The 13,698-nt window shown below is 66.4% G+C and carries 19 protein-coding genes and 1 pseudogene; 17 read left to right on the top strand and 3 right to left on the bottom strand.

What is annotated here, in order from left to right; genetic code table 11:
• Nucleotides 1-345, top strand: a pseudogene (gene tuf / locus KZX42_RS03855) (elongation factor Tu); the annotation flags it as partial.
• 161 nt (nucleotides 346-506) lie between these two features.
• Nucleotides 507-2,102, top strand: coding sequence for a carboxylesterase family protein (locus tag KZX42_RS03850; protein ID WP_248117224.1), 1,596 nt, complete (start codon nucleotides 507-509; stop codon nucleotides 2,100-2,102).
• A 3-nt stretch (nucleotides 2,103-2,105) separates the two neighbouring features.
• Here KZX42_RS03850 and KZX42_RS03845 read toward each other — a convergent pair whose 3' ends face one another.
• A complete protein-coding gene (locus KZX42_RS03845) occupies nucleotides 2,106-3,155 on the bottom strand; it encodes a L,D-transpeptidase family protein (RefSeq protein WP_248117222.1) in 1,050 nt (349 codons plus the stop codon).
• Nucleotides 3,156-3,192: 37 nt separating this feature from the next.
• A complete protein-coding gene (locus KZX42_RS03840; RefSeq protein ID WP_248117220.1) occupies nucleotides 3,193-3,354 on the bottom strand; it encodes a hypothetical protein in 162 nt (53 codons plus the stop codon).
• A gap of 152 nt (nucleotides 3,355-3,506) precedes the next feature.
• Here KZX42_RS03840 and KZX42_RS03835 point away from each other — a divergent pair, with 152 nt between their 5' ends.
• The 3 genes from KZX42_RS03835 (at nucleotide 3,507) to KZX42_RS03825 (ending at nucleotide 6,576) form a co-directional block, all read left to right on the top strand.
• Nucleotides 3,507-4,667, top strand: coding sequence for a GNAT family N-acetyltransferase (locus tag KZX42_RS03835; RefSeq protein ID WP_248117218.1), 1,161 nt, complete (start codon nucleotides 3,507-3,509; stop codon nucleotides 4,665-4,667).
• Between the two features lie 13 nt (nucleotides 4,668-4,680).
• Entirely contained in the window at nucleotides 4,681-5,595 is a 915-nt protein-coding gene (locus KZX42_RS03830) for a cupin-like domain-containing protein (RefSeq protein WP_248117216.1), read from the top strand.
• Between the two features lie 84 nt (nucleotides 5,596-5,679).
• Entirely contained in the window at nucleotides 5,680-6,576 is an 897-nt protein-coding gene (locus KZX42_RS03825) for a DUF2807 domain-containing protein (protein ID WP_248117214.1), read from the top strand.
• Nucleotides 6,577-6,712: 136 nt separating this feature from the next.
• On the opposite strand, the gene KZX42_RS03820 is transcribed toward KZX42_RS03825, so the two are convergent.
• Nucleotides 6,713-7,459: an outer membrane beta-barrel protein gene (locus KZX42_RS03820; RefSeq protein WP_248117212.1), complete on the bottom strand. Its 747-nt coding sequence runs from the start codon at nucleotides 7,457-7,459 to the stop codon at nucleotides 6,713-6,715.
• 679 nt (nucleotides 7,460-8,138) lie between these two features.
• On the opposite strand from KZX42_RS03820, the gene rpsJ reads away from it, so the two are divergent.
• Genes rpsJ through rplN form a run of 12 tightly spaced genes read left to right on the top strand, consistent with a single transcriptional unit; the run spans nucleotide 8,139 to nucleotide 13,697 of the window.
• Entirely contained in the window at nucleotides 8,139-8,444 is a 306-nt protein-coding gene (rpsJ, locus tag KZX42_RS03815; RefSeq protein ID WP_003164367.1) for a 30S ribosomal protein S10, read from the top strand.
• A gap of 21 nt (nucleotides 8,445-8,465) precedes the next feature.
• Entirely contained in the window at nucleotides 8,466-9,215 is a 750-nt protein-coding gene (rplC, locus tag KZX42_RS03810) for a 50S ribosomal protein L3 (protein ID WP_055753390.1), read from the top strand.
• A complete protein-coding gene (gene rplD / locus KZX42_RS03805) occupies nucleotides 9,215-9,853 on the top strand; it encodes a 50S ribosomal protein L4 (RefSeq protein ID WP_248117210.1) in 639 nt (212 codons plus the stop codon). Before rplC ends, rplD begins: the two co-directional genes overlap by 1 nt.
• The gene (locus KZX42_RS03800; protein ID WP_017506057.1) at nucleotides 9,853-10,155 is read left to right on the top strand and encodes a 50S ribosomal protein L23; all 303 of its coding nucleotides are present in this window, start codon (nucleotides 9,853-9,855) and stop codon (nucleotides 10,153-10,155) included. Before rplD ends, KZX42_RS03800 begins: the two co-directional genes overlap by 1 nt.
• Nucleotides 10,156-10,159: 4 nt before the next feature.
• Entirely contained in the window at nucleotides 10,160-10,996 is an 837-nt protein-coding gene (gene rplB, locus KZX42_RS03795; RefSeq protein ID WP_248117208.1) for a 50S ribosomal protein L2, read from the top strand.
• A 2-nt stretch (nucleotides 10,997-10,998) separates the two neighbouring features.
• Complete coding sequence (gene rpsS, locus KZX42_RS03790) at nucleotides 10,999-11,277, top strand: 30S ribosomal protein S19 (RefSeq protein WP_017506055.1); 279 nt, start codon at nucleotides 10,999-11,001, stop codon at nucleotides 11,275-11,277.
• Between the two features lie 3 nt (nucleotides 11,278-11,280).
• Nucleotides 11,281-11,661: a 50S ribosomal protein L22 gene (gene rplV / locus KZX42_RS03785; RefSeq protein WP_248117206.1), complete on the top strand. Its 381-nt coding sequence runs from the start codon at nucleotides 11,281-11,283 to the stop codon at nucleotides 11,659-11,661.
• Entirely contained in the window at nucleotides 11,661-12,416 is a 756-nt protein-coding gene (rpsC, locus tag KZX42_RS03780; protein ID WP_248117204.1) for a 30S ribosomal protein S3, read from the top strand. Before rplV ends, rpsC begins: the two co-directional genes overlap by 1 nt.
• 3 nt (nucleotides 12,417-12,419) lie before the next feature.
• On the top strand, nucleotides 12,420-12,860 hold the full coding sequence (gene rplP, locus KZX42_RS03775; RefSeq protein WP_087119314.1) for a 50S ribosomal protein L16: 441 nt from the start codon (nucleotides 12,420-12,422) through the stop codon (nucleotides 12,858-12,860).
• Nucleotides 12,860-13,057, top strand: coding sequence for a 50S ribosomal protein L29 (gene rpmC, locus KZX42_RS03770; protein ID WP_054765463.1), 198 nt, complete (start codon nucleotides 12,860-12,862; stop codon nucleotides 13,055-13,057). The genes rplP and rpmC overlap by 1 nt, the downstream gene beginning before the upstream one ends.
• Nucleotides 13,058-13,067: 10 nt before the next feature.
• Entirely contained in the window at nucleotides 13,068-13,310 is a 243-nt protein-coding gene (rpsQ, locus tag KZX42_RS03765; RefSeq protein WP_087119313.1) for a 30S ribosomal protein S17, read from the top strand.
• An 18-nt stretch (nucleotides 13,311-13,328) separates the two neighbouring features.
• The gene (rplN, locus tag KZX42_RS03760; RefSeq protein ID WP_248117202.1) at nucleotides 13,329-13,697 is read left to right on the top strand and encodes a 50S ribosomal protein L14; all 369 of its coding nucleotides are present in this window, start codon (nucleotides 13,329-13,331) and stop codon (nucleotides 13,695-13,697) included.
• Nucleotide 13,698: the final 1 nt, after the last annotated feature.

Genomic DNA, 13,698 nt, shown 5'->3' with positions numbered 1-13,698 from the left:
GGCACCAAGCGCGAAGACGTCGAGCGCGGTCAGGTTCTGTGCAAGCCGGGTTCGATCACCCCGCACACCAAGTTCCAGGCCGAAGCCTACATCCTGACGAAGGAAGAAGGCGGCCGCCACACGCCGTTCTTCACCAACTATCGTCCGCAGTTCTACTTCCGCACGACGGACGTGACCGGCATCGTGCACCTGAAGGAAGGCGTCGAGATGATCATGCCCGGCGACAACGCCGAGCTGAGCGTCGAGCTGATCACGCCGATCGCGATGGACCAGGGCCTGCGCTTCGCCATCCGTGAAGGCGGCCGCACCGTCGGCGCCGGCGTCGTGGCCAAGATCGTCGAGTAATCGACGACACGACCCAGCCCACCGGCTGACCGAGTAGCGTACAGAGCGGCCCCCGGAGCGATCCGGGGGCCGCTTTTGCTTTGCGGCGAGACATAGCGCCGGTCCGCAACGGGTTGCGTGTTCAGGCGTTCGGGTGGACTGCCGAACAGCCAAGGTTCCCGATGCGCCTGATACCCCTGCTTGCGTGCCTGATCGCGCTGACCGCCTGCGCCACCCATCCGGGCAAAGTCGATCATGTCCGGTTCGCCAGCGATGGGAAGACGGTGCTGGCGTCGACGGAGGACGGGGCGGTGCGCGGGGTCGAGGGGGATGGAACGCGGGCGTTCCTGGGCGTGCCGTTCGCCGCGCCGCCGGTGGGCGACGGACGCTGGCGCGCGCCGCAGCCTGTCCAGCCATGGGCCGGCGTGCGCGATGCGACGCGGATCGGGTCGGACTGCACCCAGGCCATCGGGCGGCGCGCCATTCTGGGCGGTGGCGGAGGGATCGTGGTCGGGTCCGAGGATTGTCTTTATCTGAATATCTACGCACCGGCCGGTCAGCCGGAAGAGGCCCGACCGGTGATGGTCTATATCCCCGGCGGCGCCTTCACCGTGGGGGCAGGCGCCAACTACGACCCTTCGAAGCTGGCCCGCGATCAGGGGCGGGTGGTGGTGACGATGAACTATCGGCTGGGCGCCCTGGGCTGGCTGGCCCATCCGGGGTTTGAGGCGACCGGCGAGGGTTTCGGCGGCAATTTCGGCCTGATGGACCAGCAGGCGGCGCTGAAATGGGTGAATCGCAATATCGCGGCCTTCGGCGGCGATCCCGCCAATGTCACCCTGTTCGCGGAGAGCGCGGGGGCCTGGACGGCCTGTTATCTGATGGCGTCGCCGGGGTCGGAGGGGCTGTATCAGCGGGTCATCATGCAGAGCGGCGGCTGTCTGGAGCCGTCATCCCTGATCAGCGCGCAGGACGCCGCCCAGTCGGGGCCGATGTTCGCCGAACGGCTGGGGTGCGACGAAGGGGATCAGATCGCCTGTTTGAAGGCTCTTCCGGCGTGGCGGCTGTCGCGGGCGGCGTCGCTGAGGGCGGGGATCAACGGGCCGGGGTCGTGGGGGCCGGTGCATACGGACGCGACCGTGCCGGAAAGCCCGGCGGACGCGCTGCGCGAGGGGCGGTTCACCCAGGTCCCGGTGCTGGTCGGCGCCAATCTGGACGAAGGCCGGCTGTTCGCCAACGAGGTCAAGACGATGGATCGGTATAGGAAGGAGACGATGTGGATGTATGGCGACGAGGGCCCGCGGGTGCTGGAGCGCTATCCTGTCGGAGAGGACGGGCCCGCCTACGCCATCGCTGCGAACTTCACCGACCAGAGGTTCGCCTGTCCGTCCCAAGCCCTGCGGCGCGTGTTGTCGGCCCATGTGCCGGTCTGGGGCTATGAGTTCGCGGATCGCCAGGCGCCGTTCATTCTGCCGGCCTGGATCGTGGGGCTGGACCTGGGCGCCTATCACGCCAGCGAGTTGGCCTATGTCTTCGGGACCAGCTGGGTCTTCGCGGATGTGAAGCGGTTCACCCCGCAGCAGAAGGCGCTGTCGGACCGGATGCAGCGCCTTTGGGCGGCGTTCGGCGCGCCGGGCTTTGGCGCCGAATGGCCCCGCGTCGAGGGGGCGGGGCCGGTGCGGGTGTTCGCGCCCGAAAGCGACCGGATGGACCACGACTTCTTCGAACGTCACCACTGCGCCTTCTGGGACGGGACGTCGTTCGGCGCGGTCCACTGACGCCTAGATAAAGCGCACGGTCACGCCGGGCTTGACCTTGTCGGCCAGGGTCCAGGCGTCCCAGTTGGTCAGGCGGACGCAGCCGTGAGAGGCGGTCTTGCCCACCAGTTCCGGGTCTGGCGTGCCGTGGATGCCGTAGCTGGGCTTGTTCAGGTCGATCCAGACGACGCCGACCGGATTGTTGGGGCCCGGCTTGACCACCACCTTCTCCTTGCCGTCGCCGTAGCTGAGCTTGGATGGGTCGTAGGTATAGTCGGGATTGCGAGCCACGCCATTGACCTTGACCGTGCCGGTCGGAGTGGGGTTGTCGCCGCTGCCGATGGTCGCGGGGAAGTAGGCGATCAGCTTGCCGTCGGCGTCGAAGGCGCGGACCGACCCTTCGGACTTGTCGACGTCGATATGATCGACATCGGCCGGCAGAGGCGTGTGATTGACGGCGGGGACCAGAAGCGACTGACCGACGCGATTGAAGTCCGCGCCGGGGTTCATGGCGCGCAGCAGGGCCTCGGTGACGTGGAACCGCTCGGCCAGCGCCTCCACGATGTTGGCGTAGCCCATGTGCTCCGCCTGGCCTTGAGCCGCCAGATCGGTCGGCACGGCGCCGAGATAGGGGCCGGCGATGTCCTGCTGGGTGATCTGGTAGGTGGTTGTGATCGCGCCGGCGCCGACCGCGCGCAGGCGGCCCATGACCTCGGCGTCCAACTGGCCGTTGACCGGCAGGCCCTGCGCCTTTTGGAAGGCGGAGATGGCCTGTTTCATGTTGGAGCCGGCCAGGCCGTCGATGGCGCCGGGCGAGAAGCGCGCCCGTTCAAGAAGAACCTGGGCGCGGATCAGGGCGGGATCGGGCTGGGCCTGAGTTTGGGCGGGGGGCTGGGCGCTTCCTTGCTGGGGCGTCGGTTGGGCCGGAGGGGCGTAGGCGGCGTTTTCGATCGCGTCCCGCGACAGGGGGCCGGTCTGTCCGACCTGGGCGGCGGGGGCCTTGGCCTCCTGCTGGGGCGAACAGGCGGCGAGCGACAAGACGGCGAAGGCGGCGAGGTAGGCGGGACGGTTCATCGAATGGCTTTCGGCAGGCGGTCGGAGAGGGGCGTGTTCAGTTCGGCTTGCCCGTGGCGGGATCGGTTTCGGTCTCGCCGGAGTTGGACGAGCCTTTCGACCCCTGCGGTTCGGTCGCCGGCCGCGGGGGCTCGCCGGGCTTGTCGGGACGAAGGTTTTCGTTCTCGACCTTGCGGTCGTCGGGGCGGCTGTCGGTCATGGTCATCTCCTTGGAGGTCAGGAAACGCACGGGGAGGGCGACGGCTCCGTCAACGCTTGTTCACCATGCCGATCAACCCTGCTGAAACGCGCGCCGTGCAAGGGTAGGCTGAGAAACGGACCTTGCGGCGCACGGCCCGACGAAGGATGAGCATGAGCGGAAACCTGCAGGTCGAGATTGTGGAGGCCGAAGCGCTGGATGGCGCCGCTGTCGCCCTGTGGCGCGCCTGGACAGCCGAGAACCCGGATCTGGCCAGCCCCTATTTCCGCTGGGACTATGCCCAGATCGCCAGCCGCGTCTGCCCCGGCGCGGCCATCGCGGTGTTCCGCCGCGACGGCCGGATCGTGGGCTTCTTCCCGCATCAGCGGCGCGGCGGGGCGTTGCAGCCGCTGGGCGCGCCGATGAACGACTATCACGGGGTGATCGCGCCGGCGGGCGAGACGATCACGCTGGAGGATGTCGCGCGGCTGTTGAAGGCGCGCAGGCTGAACGTGCCGGGCTGGATCGGCGCGGGCGAGGCGGGCCAGACGCGCCAGACGGTGCAGGCCGCCATGCCGGAAGACGGCTATGACGCCTGGTACGCCGAGCGGCGCACGACGTATGGCAAATACTTCAAGGACAAGGAGCGGGCGCGTCGCAGCCTGGAGGCCGAGCTGGGGCCGGTCCGGGTCGAGAGAGGCTTGCGCGACCCCGCGCTGTTGAACCAACTGATCGACCTGAAGGCGGCGCAGTATCGGCGCTCGGGCCTGCACGACATCTTCGCGTGCGGTTGGACGCGGGACCTGCTGCACGCCCTGATGGCCGAGCGGCGCGAGGACTTCGGCGCCTCGATGGCGGCGATGCACGCGGGCGACAAGCTGGTGGCGGTCGAGTTTTCGCTCCATGCCGGGCGGCACTACCATTTCTGGTTCCCGGTCTATGAGCCGGGGCTGGCGCGGTGTTCGCCGGGCATCCTGCTGAGCATGGACACGATGCGGCTGGCCTCAGCGGAGGAGTTCCGGGTGTTTGACTTCGGGTTCGAGGGCGAGCCCTACAAGAAGTATTTCGTCAACGCCCGCCAGACGGTGCGCGAGGCCGTGGTGCTGAAGCCGGGGCTGAGCCAGGCGCTGGGCGACATGGCCGTGGGCGCGCTGGCGAAGGCGGGGGACAAGGGCGAGAAGGTGCGAACCTCCTTGCGCCGCCGCTGGGCCACGATCGAGGCGTGCGAGCCGACGTCGGCCGGACGGCTGAAAGGCACGGCTGCGGCCGCTCGCGCGATGGCGCAGAAACTGGCCGCCCGCAAGAAGACGCCGGCGCGCGTCGCCCATGCGTGAAGGAGAGGCTGTCATGACCACACGCCGCACCCGCTATCCCGGCCCGATCGTCGAGGCCAGAGATCATCCGCACACCTTGGTGGCGCAGGGCTTCGCCGAGGACGCGGCCCTGGCGGCGGTGCTGGACCGGTATCCGGCCGACCTGTTCGACATCAATCTGTACGACTACGACGATGAGGGACAGGTGTCGCTGCGCACCGGGGCGCGCGGGCGTCTGTCGGGGAAAGACCTGCTGGAGGCGATCAAACAGGGCCGACTGTGGGTCAATCTGCGCGAGGTCGAACGTGGCTGGCCTGAACTATGGGCGGCGGCGATGAAGGATTTTGCGGCCATCCAGGCGACCTATCCGGGAATGCGAGCGGTGCGGAACGCGGGGCAGTTGATCCTGTCGTCGCCCAAGGCGCGGGTTCCGTATCATTTCGATGCGGCGGGGGTGGTGCTGTTTCACCTGCGCGGGCGCAAGCGGCTGTTCGTCTATCCGGGCGACGAACGTCACCTGCCAGAGCGCAACATGGAACAGGTGGTGACGCGCCAGACGACTGAGGAACTGCCCTATACGCTGGCGTTCGAGGACGACGCCCAAATCATGGATCTGGAGCCGGGACGGGCGCTGACCTGGCCCCTGTATGCGCCGCACCGGGTGGAGAATCTGGATCGGTTCTGCGTCAGCCTGTCGATGGATTTTCAGACCTGGCCGTCGCGGTTCCGAAATGGGGCGCTGTTCACCAATGCCGTGATCCGCAGCCGGGGCGGTCGGCCGCGCCAGACGGACGAGATGGCCACGCCGGAACTGGCCGCGCGCTGGGCCGCATCCCTGGCGTTGAAGAAGGCCGGCGCGATGAAGAGCCGAATCGCCCATTTCGAGCGTGATTTCGAACCCGAGGTCGGGGCCGCGGACGGCGCGGGGACGCTGAGGCCCGCGGGTTAAATCGCGTTCATGACCTGAAGTTAAAATGACTTGGCGGCGCGCGGCGTGCACCTTCCCCTGCATAGACGGGAAGGGAACAGCCGAATGAAGACCGCATTGATCGCCGCCGCCGCCGCCGCCGCCGCCCTGACGGGGCTGGCCGCCGCCCCCGCATCGGCCGCAGAGGTCCAGATTCGCAACCTCGTGGCGCGGGTCGTCGTGATCGTGGAGGATCGCCAGGATGTGGGGGTCGAGGTGACGCAGGGCGCCTCGGGGCTGCCGGCCGTGCAGGTGCGCCGCGAAGGCGGCGGGGTCCGCATCGATGGCGGCCTGGGCCGTAACGGAGGCTTCTGGGCCAATGGCGGAAATCGCATTGGCGGCTGCAACACCAGCCGGGCCGACGCCAGCCAGCCGGGCCGTGGCGCGACCGTCGAGGTCGGCAACCTGGGCCGCGTGCGCCTGGAGGACGCGCCGATGATCGTGATCCGCACGCCGCGCGACGTGGATGTCAGCGCCGGCGGGGCTGTTTTCGGCTCGGTCGGACGCGGCGCGCGCTCTGTCGAGCTGAACAGCGGCGGCTGCGGGGCGTGGAACGTGGCCAATGTCGACGGGCGGGTGTCGCTGGGCGTCGGCGGCTCCGGCTCGATCCGAGCCGGCTCTTCGCGCGCGCTGGAAGCCAATGTGGGCGGGTCGGGCAGCATCTACGCCGGCCCCACCGGCGACCTGAAGGCGGCCGTGGGCGGATCGGGCAATGTCGAGGTGGCCAGCGCCGGGGGCGACGGCGACCTGTCCATTGGCGGATCGGGCGGGATCAATGTTCGCCAGGGGCGGATGGACAAGCTGTCGGTGGCCATCGGCGGATCGGGCGACGTGCGCTACGGCGGCGCGACCCGCGACCTGAGCGTGGCCATCGCCGGATCTGGCAATGTCCGCGTCGCCTCCGCCACCGGCGCGGTGTCGCGCACCGTGGTCGGATCGGGCACGCTGCAGATCGGGCGCTGAGGTCCGCCTCATCGCTTTAAAGGCAAGGCCCCCGGTCGTGGAACCCCGGGGGCCTTTTCCTTTCGCCCATAGAAAAGGCCCCGGCGGATCGCTCCGCCGGGGCCTCTTTGTCTTCCGGCTCTCGCCAGCGGCTCGATCAGAAGCCGCGGATGCCCGGCAGGCCCGCCAGGGTGCGGCCCAGGTTGGCGCCGGCGCGGTCCAGCGTCTGCAGCGCGCCGCCGAAGTTGTAGCGTGCGCCGATGACGAAGTTGTCGGCATCGACGTCCACATCGTTCAGCGAAACGCGCTGCCACGAGCCGAACAGGCTGATCGGGCTGTTGTCCAGCTGGTACTCGGCGCCGACGCCGTAAGCCCAGGCGTCGACCTTGCCGGCCACGTCGGTGTCGATGTTGTTGTACGACACGCCGGCGTTCAGGCGCAGCGACGGGTTGACGTAGTAGGCGTAGTCGCCGCCGAAGGTCCAGGCGTCAGCCCCGTCCAGATCGGTGTAGGCGACAACGCCGGTCAGGGTGGCGGAGGCCAGATATTTCTGCACTTCGCCGCCGACCGAGAAGTAGTTCTCGCCGCCCAGGTCCGAAACGCCCGCGAAGGCGCCGGCGCGCAGATCCGAACCAAACGTCTTGGTCAGGTGAGCGGCGGCTGCGCCGACGGTGTCGTCGCCCAGGTCGCTGTCGGAGTAGGCGACCGAACCGTTCAGGGTCACGGTCCATTCCGGGGCGACCTTCATGGCGGTCACGCCGTCCAGGGTCGCGCCGTCGGTCTTGAAGCCCTCGGTGTCGGTGTGGGTGTAGCCCAGGCCGACCGAACCGATGGCATCTTGGGCGAAGGCCGGAGCGGCGAACAGGGTGGCGGCGGCGGCCGACGCGAGGAGGATCGTCTTCATTTTGTCTTGTCCTTAGCAGTCTTGCCCGGATGGGGGTCCAGGGAGGGGCGCCTGCTATCAGCATAAGGCCGAGGTGCAGCATCAAACCGCTGTTCGATAAGTCTCTGTCGCCAAATTGTTGCGCGACTGTCACGGTGTGCGGCAGGAATGTGTCGGCAACACGGAGAAGCGGTGGCAGGTGGTTAACGTGAACCCGGAACGGCTAAAGCATGCCCTCACGCTCGCCATTGGTCTGCAGGCGCCTCGACCGTTCCCTTGTTCGAACGCCGGCCGGCGTTCTTTGGCCCATGACGTTGGCCCGATGATCTACACATATATATGTCGTGGAATCCGCCGGCCGGACCGCGCGCATCCGGGGTGGGGCACGACAGGGCCGAGTGACAACAGAATCCTGTCTGCGCCTTGGTTTCGCCGCTTGACGAAATCGGAATCGGTAGGCATAAGCCACCACTCTTGTTGGACCGGCTGTGCACTTCGGTGCAGACGCGGTTCGCAAGAACGACCTAAGTCACTGTTCTTTGCAGCTTCTTGGGACTTCAGCGGCCTTCGCGGGGAACTGCGTGGGCCGATCGTTTTTGCGGATTTGCGTATCCTGAGGGCCTCGTGCCCGAAGGCCTTCGGTCTTTGAAATGGTTCACAGGGACGCGGTCCTCCGACCGCATTGGAAGTAAGCACCGATATGGATCAAAGCATCCGCATCAGGCTCAAGGCCTTTGATCATCGCGTCCTCGATTTCTCGACGCGCGAGATCGTCAATACAGCCAAGCGCACCGGCGCGACCGTTCGCGGTCCGATTCCGCTGCCGACCCTGATCGAAAAGTTCACCGTGAACCGCTCTCCGCACGTCGATAAGAAGTCGCGTGAGCAGTTTGAAATCCGCACGCACAAGCGCGTGCTCGACATCGTCGACCCCACCCCGCAGACCGTGGACGCGCTCATGAAGCTCGACCTGTCCGCCGGCGTGGACGTCGAGATCAAGATTTAAAGTAGAAAGAGGCGGGATCCGATGCGCACGGGCGTGATCGCCAAGAAGCTGGGCATGACCCGCGTGTTCGCCGATGACGGCGCGCACGTACCGGTCACTGTGCTGCAGCTCGACGGCTGCCAAGTCGTCGGCCAACGTACCCAGGAGCGTGACGGCTACGTCGCTCTCCAGCTGGGCGCTGGCACGAAGAAGGCCAAGAACACCAACAAGGCTCAACGCGAGACCTTCGCCAAGGCGGAAGTCGAGCCCAAGGCCTATGTCACCGAGTTCCGCGTCGATGCGGACGGTCTGCTGGACGTGGGCGCCGAACTGTCGGCCGAACACTTCCTGGTCGGCCAGAAGGTGGACATCCAGGGCGAGACCATCGGTAAGGGTTTCGCCGGCGCCATGAAGCGCTGGAACTTCGGCGGCCTTCGCGCCACCCACGGCGTCTCGGTCTCGCACCGTTCGCACGGTTCGACGGGTAACCGTCAGGACCCGGGTCGCACGTTCCCCGGCAAGAAGATGGCCGGCCATTACGGCACGGAAACCGTCACCACCCAGAACCTGACCGTCGTCCGCGTGGACGCCGAGCGTGGTCTGATCCTGATCAAGGGCGCCGTCCCGGGTCACGACGGCAGCTACGTCAAGGTTCGCGACGCCATCAAGAAGGCTCGTCCGGCTGACGCTCCGTTCCCTGGCGCGCTTAAGTCGAGCAAGTCTGCTGCTCAACCCGCCTCGACGCCGGCTGAAGAAGCCCCTGTCGAAGCGACCGAAGGCGGTGAAGCGTAATGAAACTCTCTGTCATCCAACTCGACGGCAAGGCTGCTGGCGACGTGGAGCTGTCGGACGCCGTCTTCGGCATCGACGCCATCCGCGGCGACATCCTGGCTCGCACCGTCAACTGGCAGCTGGCCAAGCGCCGCGCCGGCACGCACAAGGTTCAAACCCGTAACGAGAACTCTCGCACGGGCAAGAAGATGTACAAGCAGAAGGGCACCGGCGGCGCTCGTCACGGTTCGCGCCGTGCCCCGCAGTTCGTCGGCGGCTCGCGCGCCTTCGGTCCGGTCGTTCGCGACCACGGCTTCTCGCTGCCGAAGAAGATCCGCGCGCTCGCTCTGCGTCACGCCCTGTCCTCCAAGGCCAAGTCCGGCGACCTGATCGTCGTCGACACCGTCTCGGTCAAGGAGGCCAAGACGGCCGCCCTGCGCGAGACGTTCGGCAAGCTGGGCTGGACCAAGGCTCTCATCATCGCGGGTCCCGAAGTCGACACGAACTTCGGCCTGGCCGCACGCAACATCCCGCACATCGACGTGCTGCCGAACGCCGGCCTGAACGTCTATGACATCCTGCGCGCGGACAAGCTGGTGCTGACCAAGGCCGCCATCGAGGCGATCGAAGCCCGCTTCAGCGATAAGGAAGCCGCGTAATGGCCGCTCAACCTACCGCCAAGCACTACGACACCATCCTGGCCCCGGTGATCACCGAAAAGGCCACGATCCTGTCCGAGCAGAACAAGGTCGTCTTCCGCGTCGCCGACACGGCGTCCAAGGACGAGATCGCAGCCGCGGTCGAAAGCCTGTTCAAAGTCAACGTCGTCAAGGTCAACACCCTGGTCCAAAAGGGCAAGACCAAGCGCTTCCGGGGCATCCTGGGTCGTCGCGTCGACATCAAAAAAGCGATCGTGACGCTGGCCGACGGCCAGTCGATCGACGTCACCACGGGGCTCTGATCAGATGGCCTTGAAAACCTACAATCCGACTTCGCCGGGCCGTCGCGCCCTCGTGCTGGTCGACCGTTCGGAACTCCACAAGGGCCGTCCGGAAAAGTCGCTGACCGAAGGCCTGACCAAGTCGGGCGGACGCGGGCAGGGCGGTCGCATCGCGGTCCGCTTCCGTGGCGGCGGCGCCAAGACCCTGTACCGCAAGATCGACTTCAAGCGTCGCAAGTGGGACATGGTCGGCACGGTCGAGCGTCTGGAATACGACCCGAACCGCACGGCCTTCATCGCGCTGGTCACCTATGCCGATGGCGAGAAGACCTACATCATCGCGCCGCAACGCCTTAAGGCGGGCGACACGATCATCGCGGGCGAAAAGACCGACGTGAAGCCTGGCAACGCCATGCCGCTGCGTTCGATGCCGGTGGGTACGATCATCCACAACATCGAAATGAAGCCGGGCAAGGGCGCTCAACTGGCCCGTTCGGCCGGCGCCTACGCCCAGCTGGTGGGTCGCGATCAGGGCTACGCCCAGATCCGTCTCGGCTCGGGCGAGCTGCGCATGGTCCTGGACGGCTGCATCGCCACGGTGGGCGCGGTTTCGAACCCCGACCACATGAACCAGAACCTGGGCAAGGCCGGTCGCAAGCGTCACATGGGCTGGCGTCCGCACGTTCGCGGCGTCGCCATGAACCCGATCGACCACCCGCATGGTGGTGGTGAAGGCCGGACCTCTGGTGGTCGCACCCCCGTCACGCCGTGGGGTAAGGACACCAAGGGCACTCGTACCCGCAAGAACAAGGCTACGGACAAGTACATCATCCGTACCCGCCACGTTAAGAAGGCTCGCTAAGAATGGCCCGCTCCTCCTGGAAAGGCCCGTTTGTCGACGGGTATCTGCTCAAGAAGGCCGACGCCGTTCAATCGTCGGGCCGCAAGGACGTGATCAAGACCTGGTCGCGCCGCTCCACCATCCTGCCGCAGTTCGTCGGTCTGACGTTCGGCGTCCATAACGGTCAGAAGCACGTGCCCGTGTCGGTCTCGGAAGAGATGGTCGGCATGAAGCTCGGCGAGTTCGCCCCGACCCGGAACTTCCCGGGGCACGCGGCGGACAAGAAGGCCAAAAGGAAGTAACCGATGGCCCAGACAAAAAACGAGCGTCGGGTCGCCCCGACCGAGGCCCGCGCCAAGCTGGTCAACGTGCGCATCAGCCCGCAAAAGCTGAACCTGGTGGCCGCTTCGATCCGCGGCATGCCGGTTCAGAAGGCGCTGAACGAGCTGGAGTTCAGCCGTAAGCGCATCGCCGGCGACGTCCGCAAGGTCCTGTATTCGGCCGTCTCCAACGCCGAGAACAACCACAACCTCGACATCGACAACCTGGTCGTCGCCGAGGCTTTCGTGGGCAAGAACCTGGTGATGAAGCGTTTCGCGAGCCGTGCTCGCGGTCGTTCGTCGCGCATCCTGAAACCGTTCAGCGAGATCACCATCGTGGTCCGTGAAGCCGGCGAGGCCGCCTGATGGGACAGAAAATCAATCCGGTCGGTCTGCGCCTCGGCGTGAACCGCACGTGGGACAGCCGTTGGTTCGCCGCCGGCGCCGACTATTCCCGCCTGCTGCACCAGGACCTGAAGCTGCGCGAGTGGCTGAAGGAACGTCTGGCCGCCGCCGGCGTGTCGCGCATCATCATCGAGCGCCCGCACAAGAAGTGCCGCATCACCATCTACGCCGCCCGTCCTGGCGTCGTGATCGGCAAGAAGGGCGCCGACATCGAGAAGCTCCGCAAGGACATCTCGGCGCGCACCGAGGGTGAAGTTCACCTGAACATCATCGAAGTCCGCAAGCCGGAAACCGATGCACAGCTGATCGCCGAGAACATCGCGCAGCAGCTGGAACGCCGCGTGGCCTTCCGTCGCGCCATGAAGCGTTCGATGCAGTCGGCCATGCGTCTGGGCGCCAAGGGCATTCGTATGAATGTCTCGGGTCGTCTGGGCGGCGCGGAAATCGCGCGTATGGAATGGTACCGCGAAGGCCGTGTGCCGCTTCACACCCTGCGCGCCGACATCGACTACGGCTTCTACGAAGCCAAGACGACCTACGGCATCATCGGCGTGAAGGTCTGGGTCTTTAAGGGTGAAGTGCTGGAGCACGATCCCATGGCGCAGGACAAGCGTTGGGCCCAGGAAGCTTCGGGTCCGTCCTCGAACGAAGGCCGCGAACGCGGCGGCCCCCGTGGCGACCGCGGTCCGCGTCGCGACCGGGGACGTGAGAACTAAGTCATGTTGCAACCGAAGAAGACCAAGTACCGCAAGGCCTTCAAGGGCCGCATCCACGGCTCGGCCAAGGGCGGCTTCTCGCTGAACTTCGGGTCGTACGGCCTGAAGACGCTGGAGCCGGAACGCATCACCGCGCGTCAGATCGAAGCGGCTCGCCGCGCGATCACGCGCCAGATGAAGCGCCAAGGCCGCGTCTGGATCCGCGTCTTCCCCGACCTGCCCGTCACGGGCAAGCCGGCCGAAGTCCGGATGGGTAAGGGCAAGGGCGCCGTGGACCATTGGGCCGCGCGCTGCCACCCTGGCCGCATCCTGTTTGAAATCGACGGCGTTCCGGACGATGTCGCCCGCGAAGCGCTCCGTCTCGGCGCAGCCAAGCTGCCGGTCCGCACCAAGGTGGTGACCCGCATCGACGCCGGCGTCGCTCATGTCGAGGTAGCCGCCTAATGACCAAGATCGCCGATCTGCGGTCGCAAACGACCGACCAACTGGCCGACGAGCTGCTGAAGCTCAAGAAGGAACAGTTCAACCTGCGCTTCCAGGCGGCCACCGGCCAAATGGAAAAGACCCACCGCGTGGGTGAAGTGCGCAAAGACATCGCTCGCATCTCGACGCTTCTGCGCGAGAAGCGTGCGGCCTCGTAAGGAAACGAATATGCCCAAGCGAATTCTCGAAGGCGTGGTCGTGTCCGACAAGGGCGAAAAGACCGTCGTCGTGAAGGTGGAGCGCACGCTGCTCCACCCGCTTCTGAAGAAGACCGTCCGGTCCTCCAAGAAGTACCACGCGCACGACGAAGCCAACGCGCTCAAGGTCGGCGACATCGCTCGCATCGTCGAGTGCGCCCCGAAGTCCAAGCTGAAGCGCTGGGAAGTCATCTCCCCGGCCTCGGCCTCGTAATCAGAAGGATCTGATCTTATGATCCAGATGCAAACTAACCTGGAAGTGGCCGACAATTCGGGCGCCCGCCGGGTCATGTGCATCAAGGTGTTGGGCGGCTCCAAGCGCCGCTACGCCTCGATCGGCGACACCATCGTCGCCTCCGTGAAGGAAGCCATCCCGCGTGGTCGCGTGAAGAAGGGCGACGTCGTTCGCGCCATCGTCGTGCGCACCGCCAAGGACATCCAACGCAAGGACGGCTCGGTCATCCGCTTCGACAAGTCGGCCGCCGTCATCGTCAACAAGGCGAACGAGCCGGTTGGCACGCGGATCTTCGGCCCGGTTCCCCGCGAACTGCGCGCCAAGAACCACATGAAGATCATCTCGCTGGCTCCGGAGGTCCTGTAAC

The sequence above is a fragment of the Brevundimonas sp. EYE_349 genome (assembly GCF_023147505.1).
In the GTDB taxonomy this organism is placed as follows: domain Bacteria; phylum Pseudomonadota; class Alphaproteobacteria; order Caulobacterales; family Caulobacteraceae; genus Brevundimonas.
This window is presented reverse-complemented; position numbering and strand designations above follow the sequence as displayed.

What these genes read in the sequence shown, in the direction of transcription:
- rplP (WP_087119314.1), top strand. Translation starts at nt 12,420, where the DNA reads ATGTTGCAACCGAAGAAGACCAAGTACCGCAAGGCCTTCAAGGGCCGC.
- rplN (WP_248117202.1), top strand. Translation starts at nt 13,329, where the DNA reads ATGATCCAGATGCAAACTAACCTGGAAGTGGCCGACAATTCGGGCGCC.
- rpsJ (WP_003164367.1), top strand. Translation starts at nt 8,139, where the DNA reads ATGGATCAAAGCATCCGCATCAGGCTCAAGGCCTTTGATCATCGCGTC.
- KZX42_RS03825 (WP_248117214.1), top strand. Translation starts at nt 5,680, where the DNA reads ATGAAGACCGCATTGATCGCCGCCGCCGCCGCCGCCGCCGCCCTGACG.
- KZX42_RS03845 (WP_248117222.1), bottom strand. Translation starts at nt 3,155, where the DNA reads ATGAACCGTCCCGCCTACCTCGCCGCCTTCGCCGTCTTGTCGCTCGCC.
- rpsC (WP_248117204.1), top strand. Translation starts at nt 11,661, where the DNA reads ATGGGACAGAAAATCAATCCGGTCGGTCTGCGCCTCGGCGTGAACCGC.
- KZX42_RS03840 (WP_248117220.1), bottom strand. Translation starts at nt 3,354, where the DNA reads ATGACCGACAGCCGCCCCGACGACCGCAAGGTCGAGAACGAAAACCTT.
- KZX42_RS03850 (WP_248117224.1), top strand. Translation starts at nt 507, where the DNA reads ATGCGCCTGATACCCCTGCTTGCGTGCCTGATCGCGCTGACCGCCTGC.
- KZX42_RS03835 (WP_248117218.1), top strand. Translation starts at nt 3,507, where the DNA reads ATGAGCGGAAACCTGCAGGTCGAGATTGTGGAGGCCGAAGCGCTGGAT.
- rplD (WP_248117210.1), top strand. Translation starts at nt 9,215, where the DNA reads ATGAAACTCTCTGTCATCCAACTCGACGGCAAGGCTGCTGGCGACGTG.
- rplV (WP_248117206.1), top strand. Translation starts at nt 11,281, where the DNA reads ATGGCCCAGACAAAAAACGAGCGTCGGGTCGCCCCGACCGAGGCCCGC.
- rpmC (WP_054765463.1), top strand. Translation starts at nt 12,860, where the DNA reads ATGACCAAGATCGCCGATCTGCGGTCGCAAACGACCGACCAACTGGCC.
- rpsQ (WP_087119313.1), top strand. Translation starts at nt 13,068, where the DNA reads ATGCCCAAGCGAATTCTCGAAGGCGTGGTCGTGTCCGACAAGGGCGAA.
- KZX42_RS03830 (WP_248117216.1), top strand. Translation starts at nt 4,681, where the DNA reads ATGACCACACGCCGCACCCGCTATCCCGGCCCGATCGTCGAGGCCAGA.
- rplB (WP_248117208.1), top strand. Translation starts at nt 10,160, where the DNA reads ATGGCCTTGAAAACCTACAATCCGACTTCGCCGGGCCGTCGCGCCCTC.
- rplC (WP_055753390.1), top strand. Translation starts at nt 8,466, where the DNA reads ATGCGCACGGGCGTGATCGCCAAGAAGCTGGGCATGACCCGCGTGTTC.
- rpsS (WP_017506055.1), top strand. Translation starts at nt 10,999, where the DNA reads ATGGCCCGCTCCTCCTGGAAAGGCCCGTTTGTCGACGGGTATCTGCTC.
- KZX42_RS03820 (WP_248117212.1), bottom strand. Translation starts at nt 7,459, where the DNA reads ATGAAGACGATCCTCCTCGCGTCGGCCGCCGCCGCCACCCTGTTCGCC.
- KZX42_RS03800 (WP_017506057.1), top strand. Translation starts at nt 9,853, where the DNA reads ATGGCCGCTCAACCTACCGCCAAGCACTACGACACCATCCTGGCCCCG.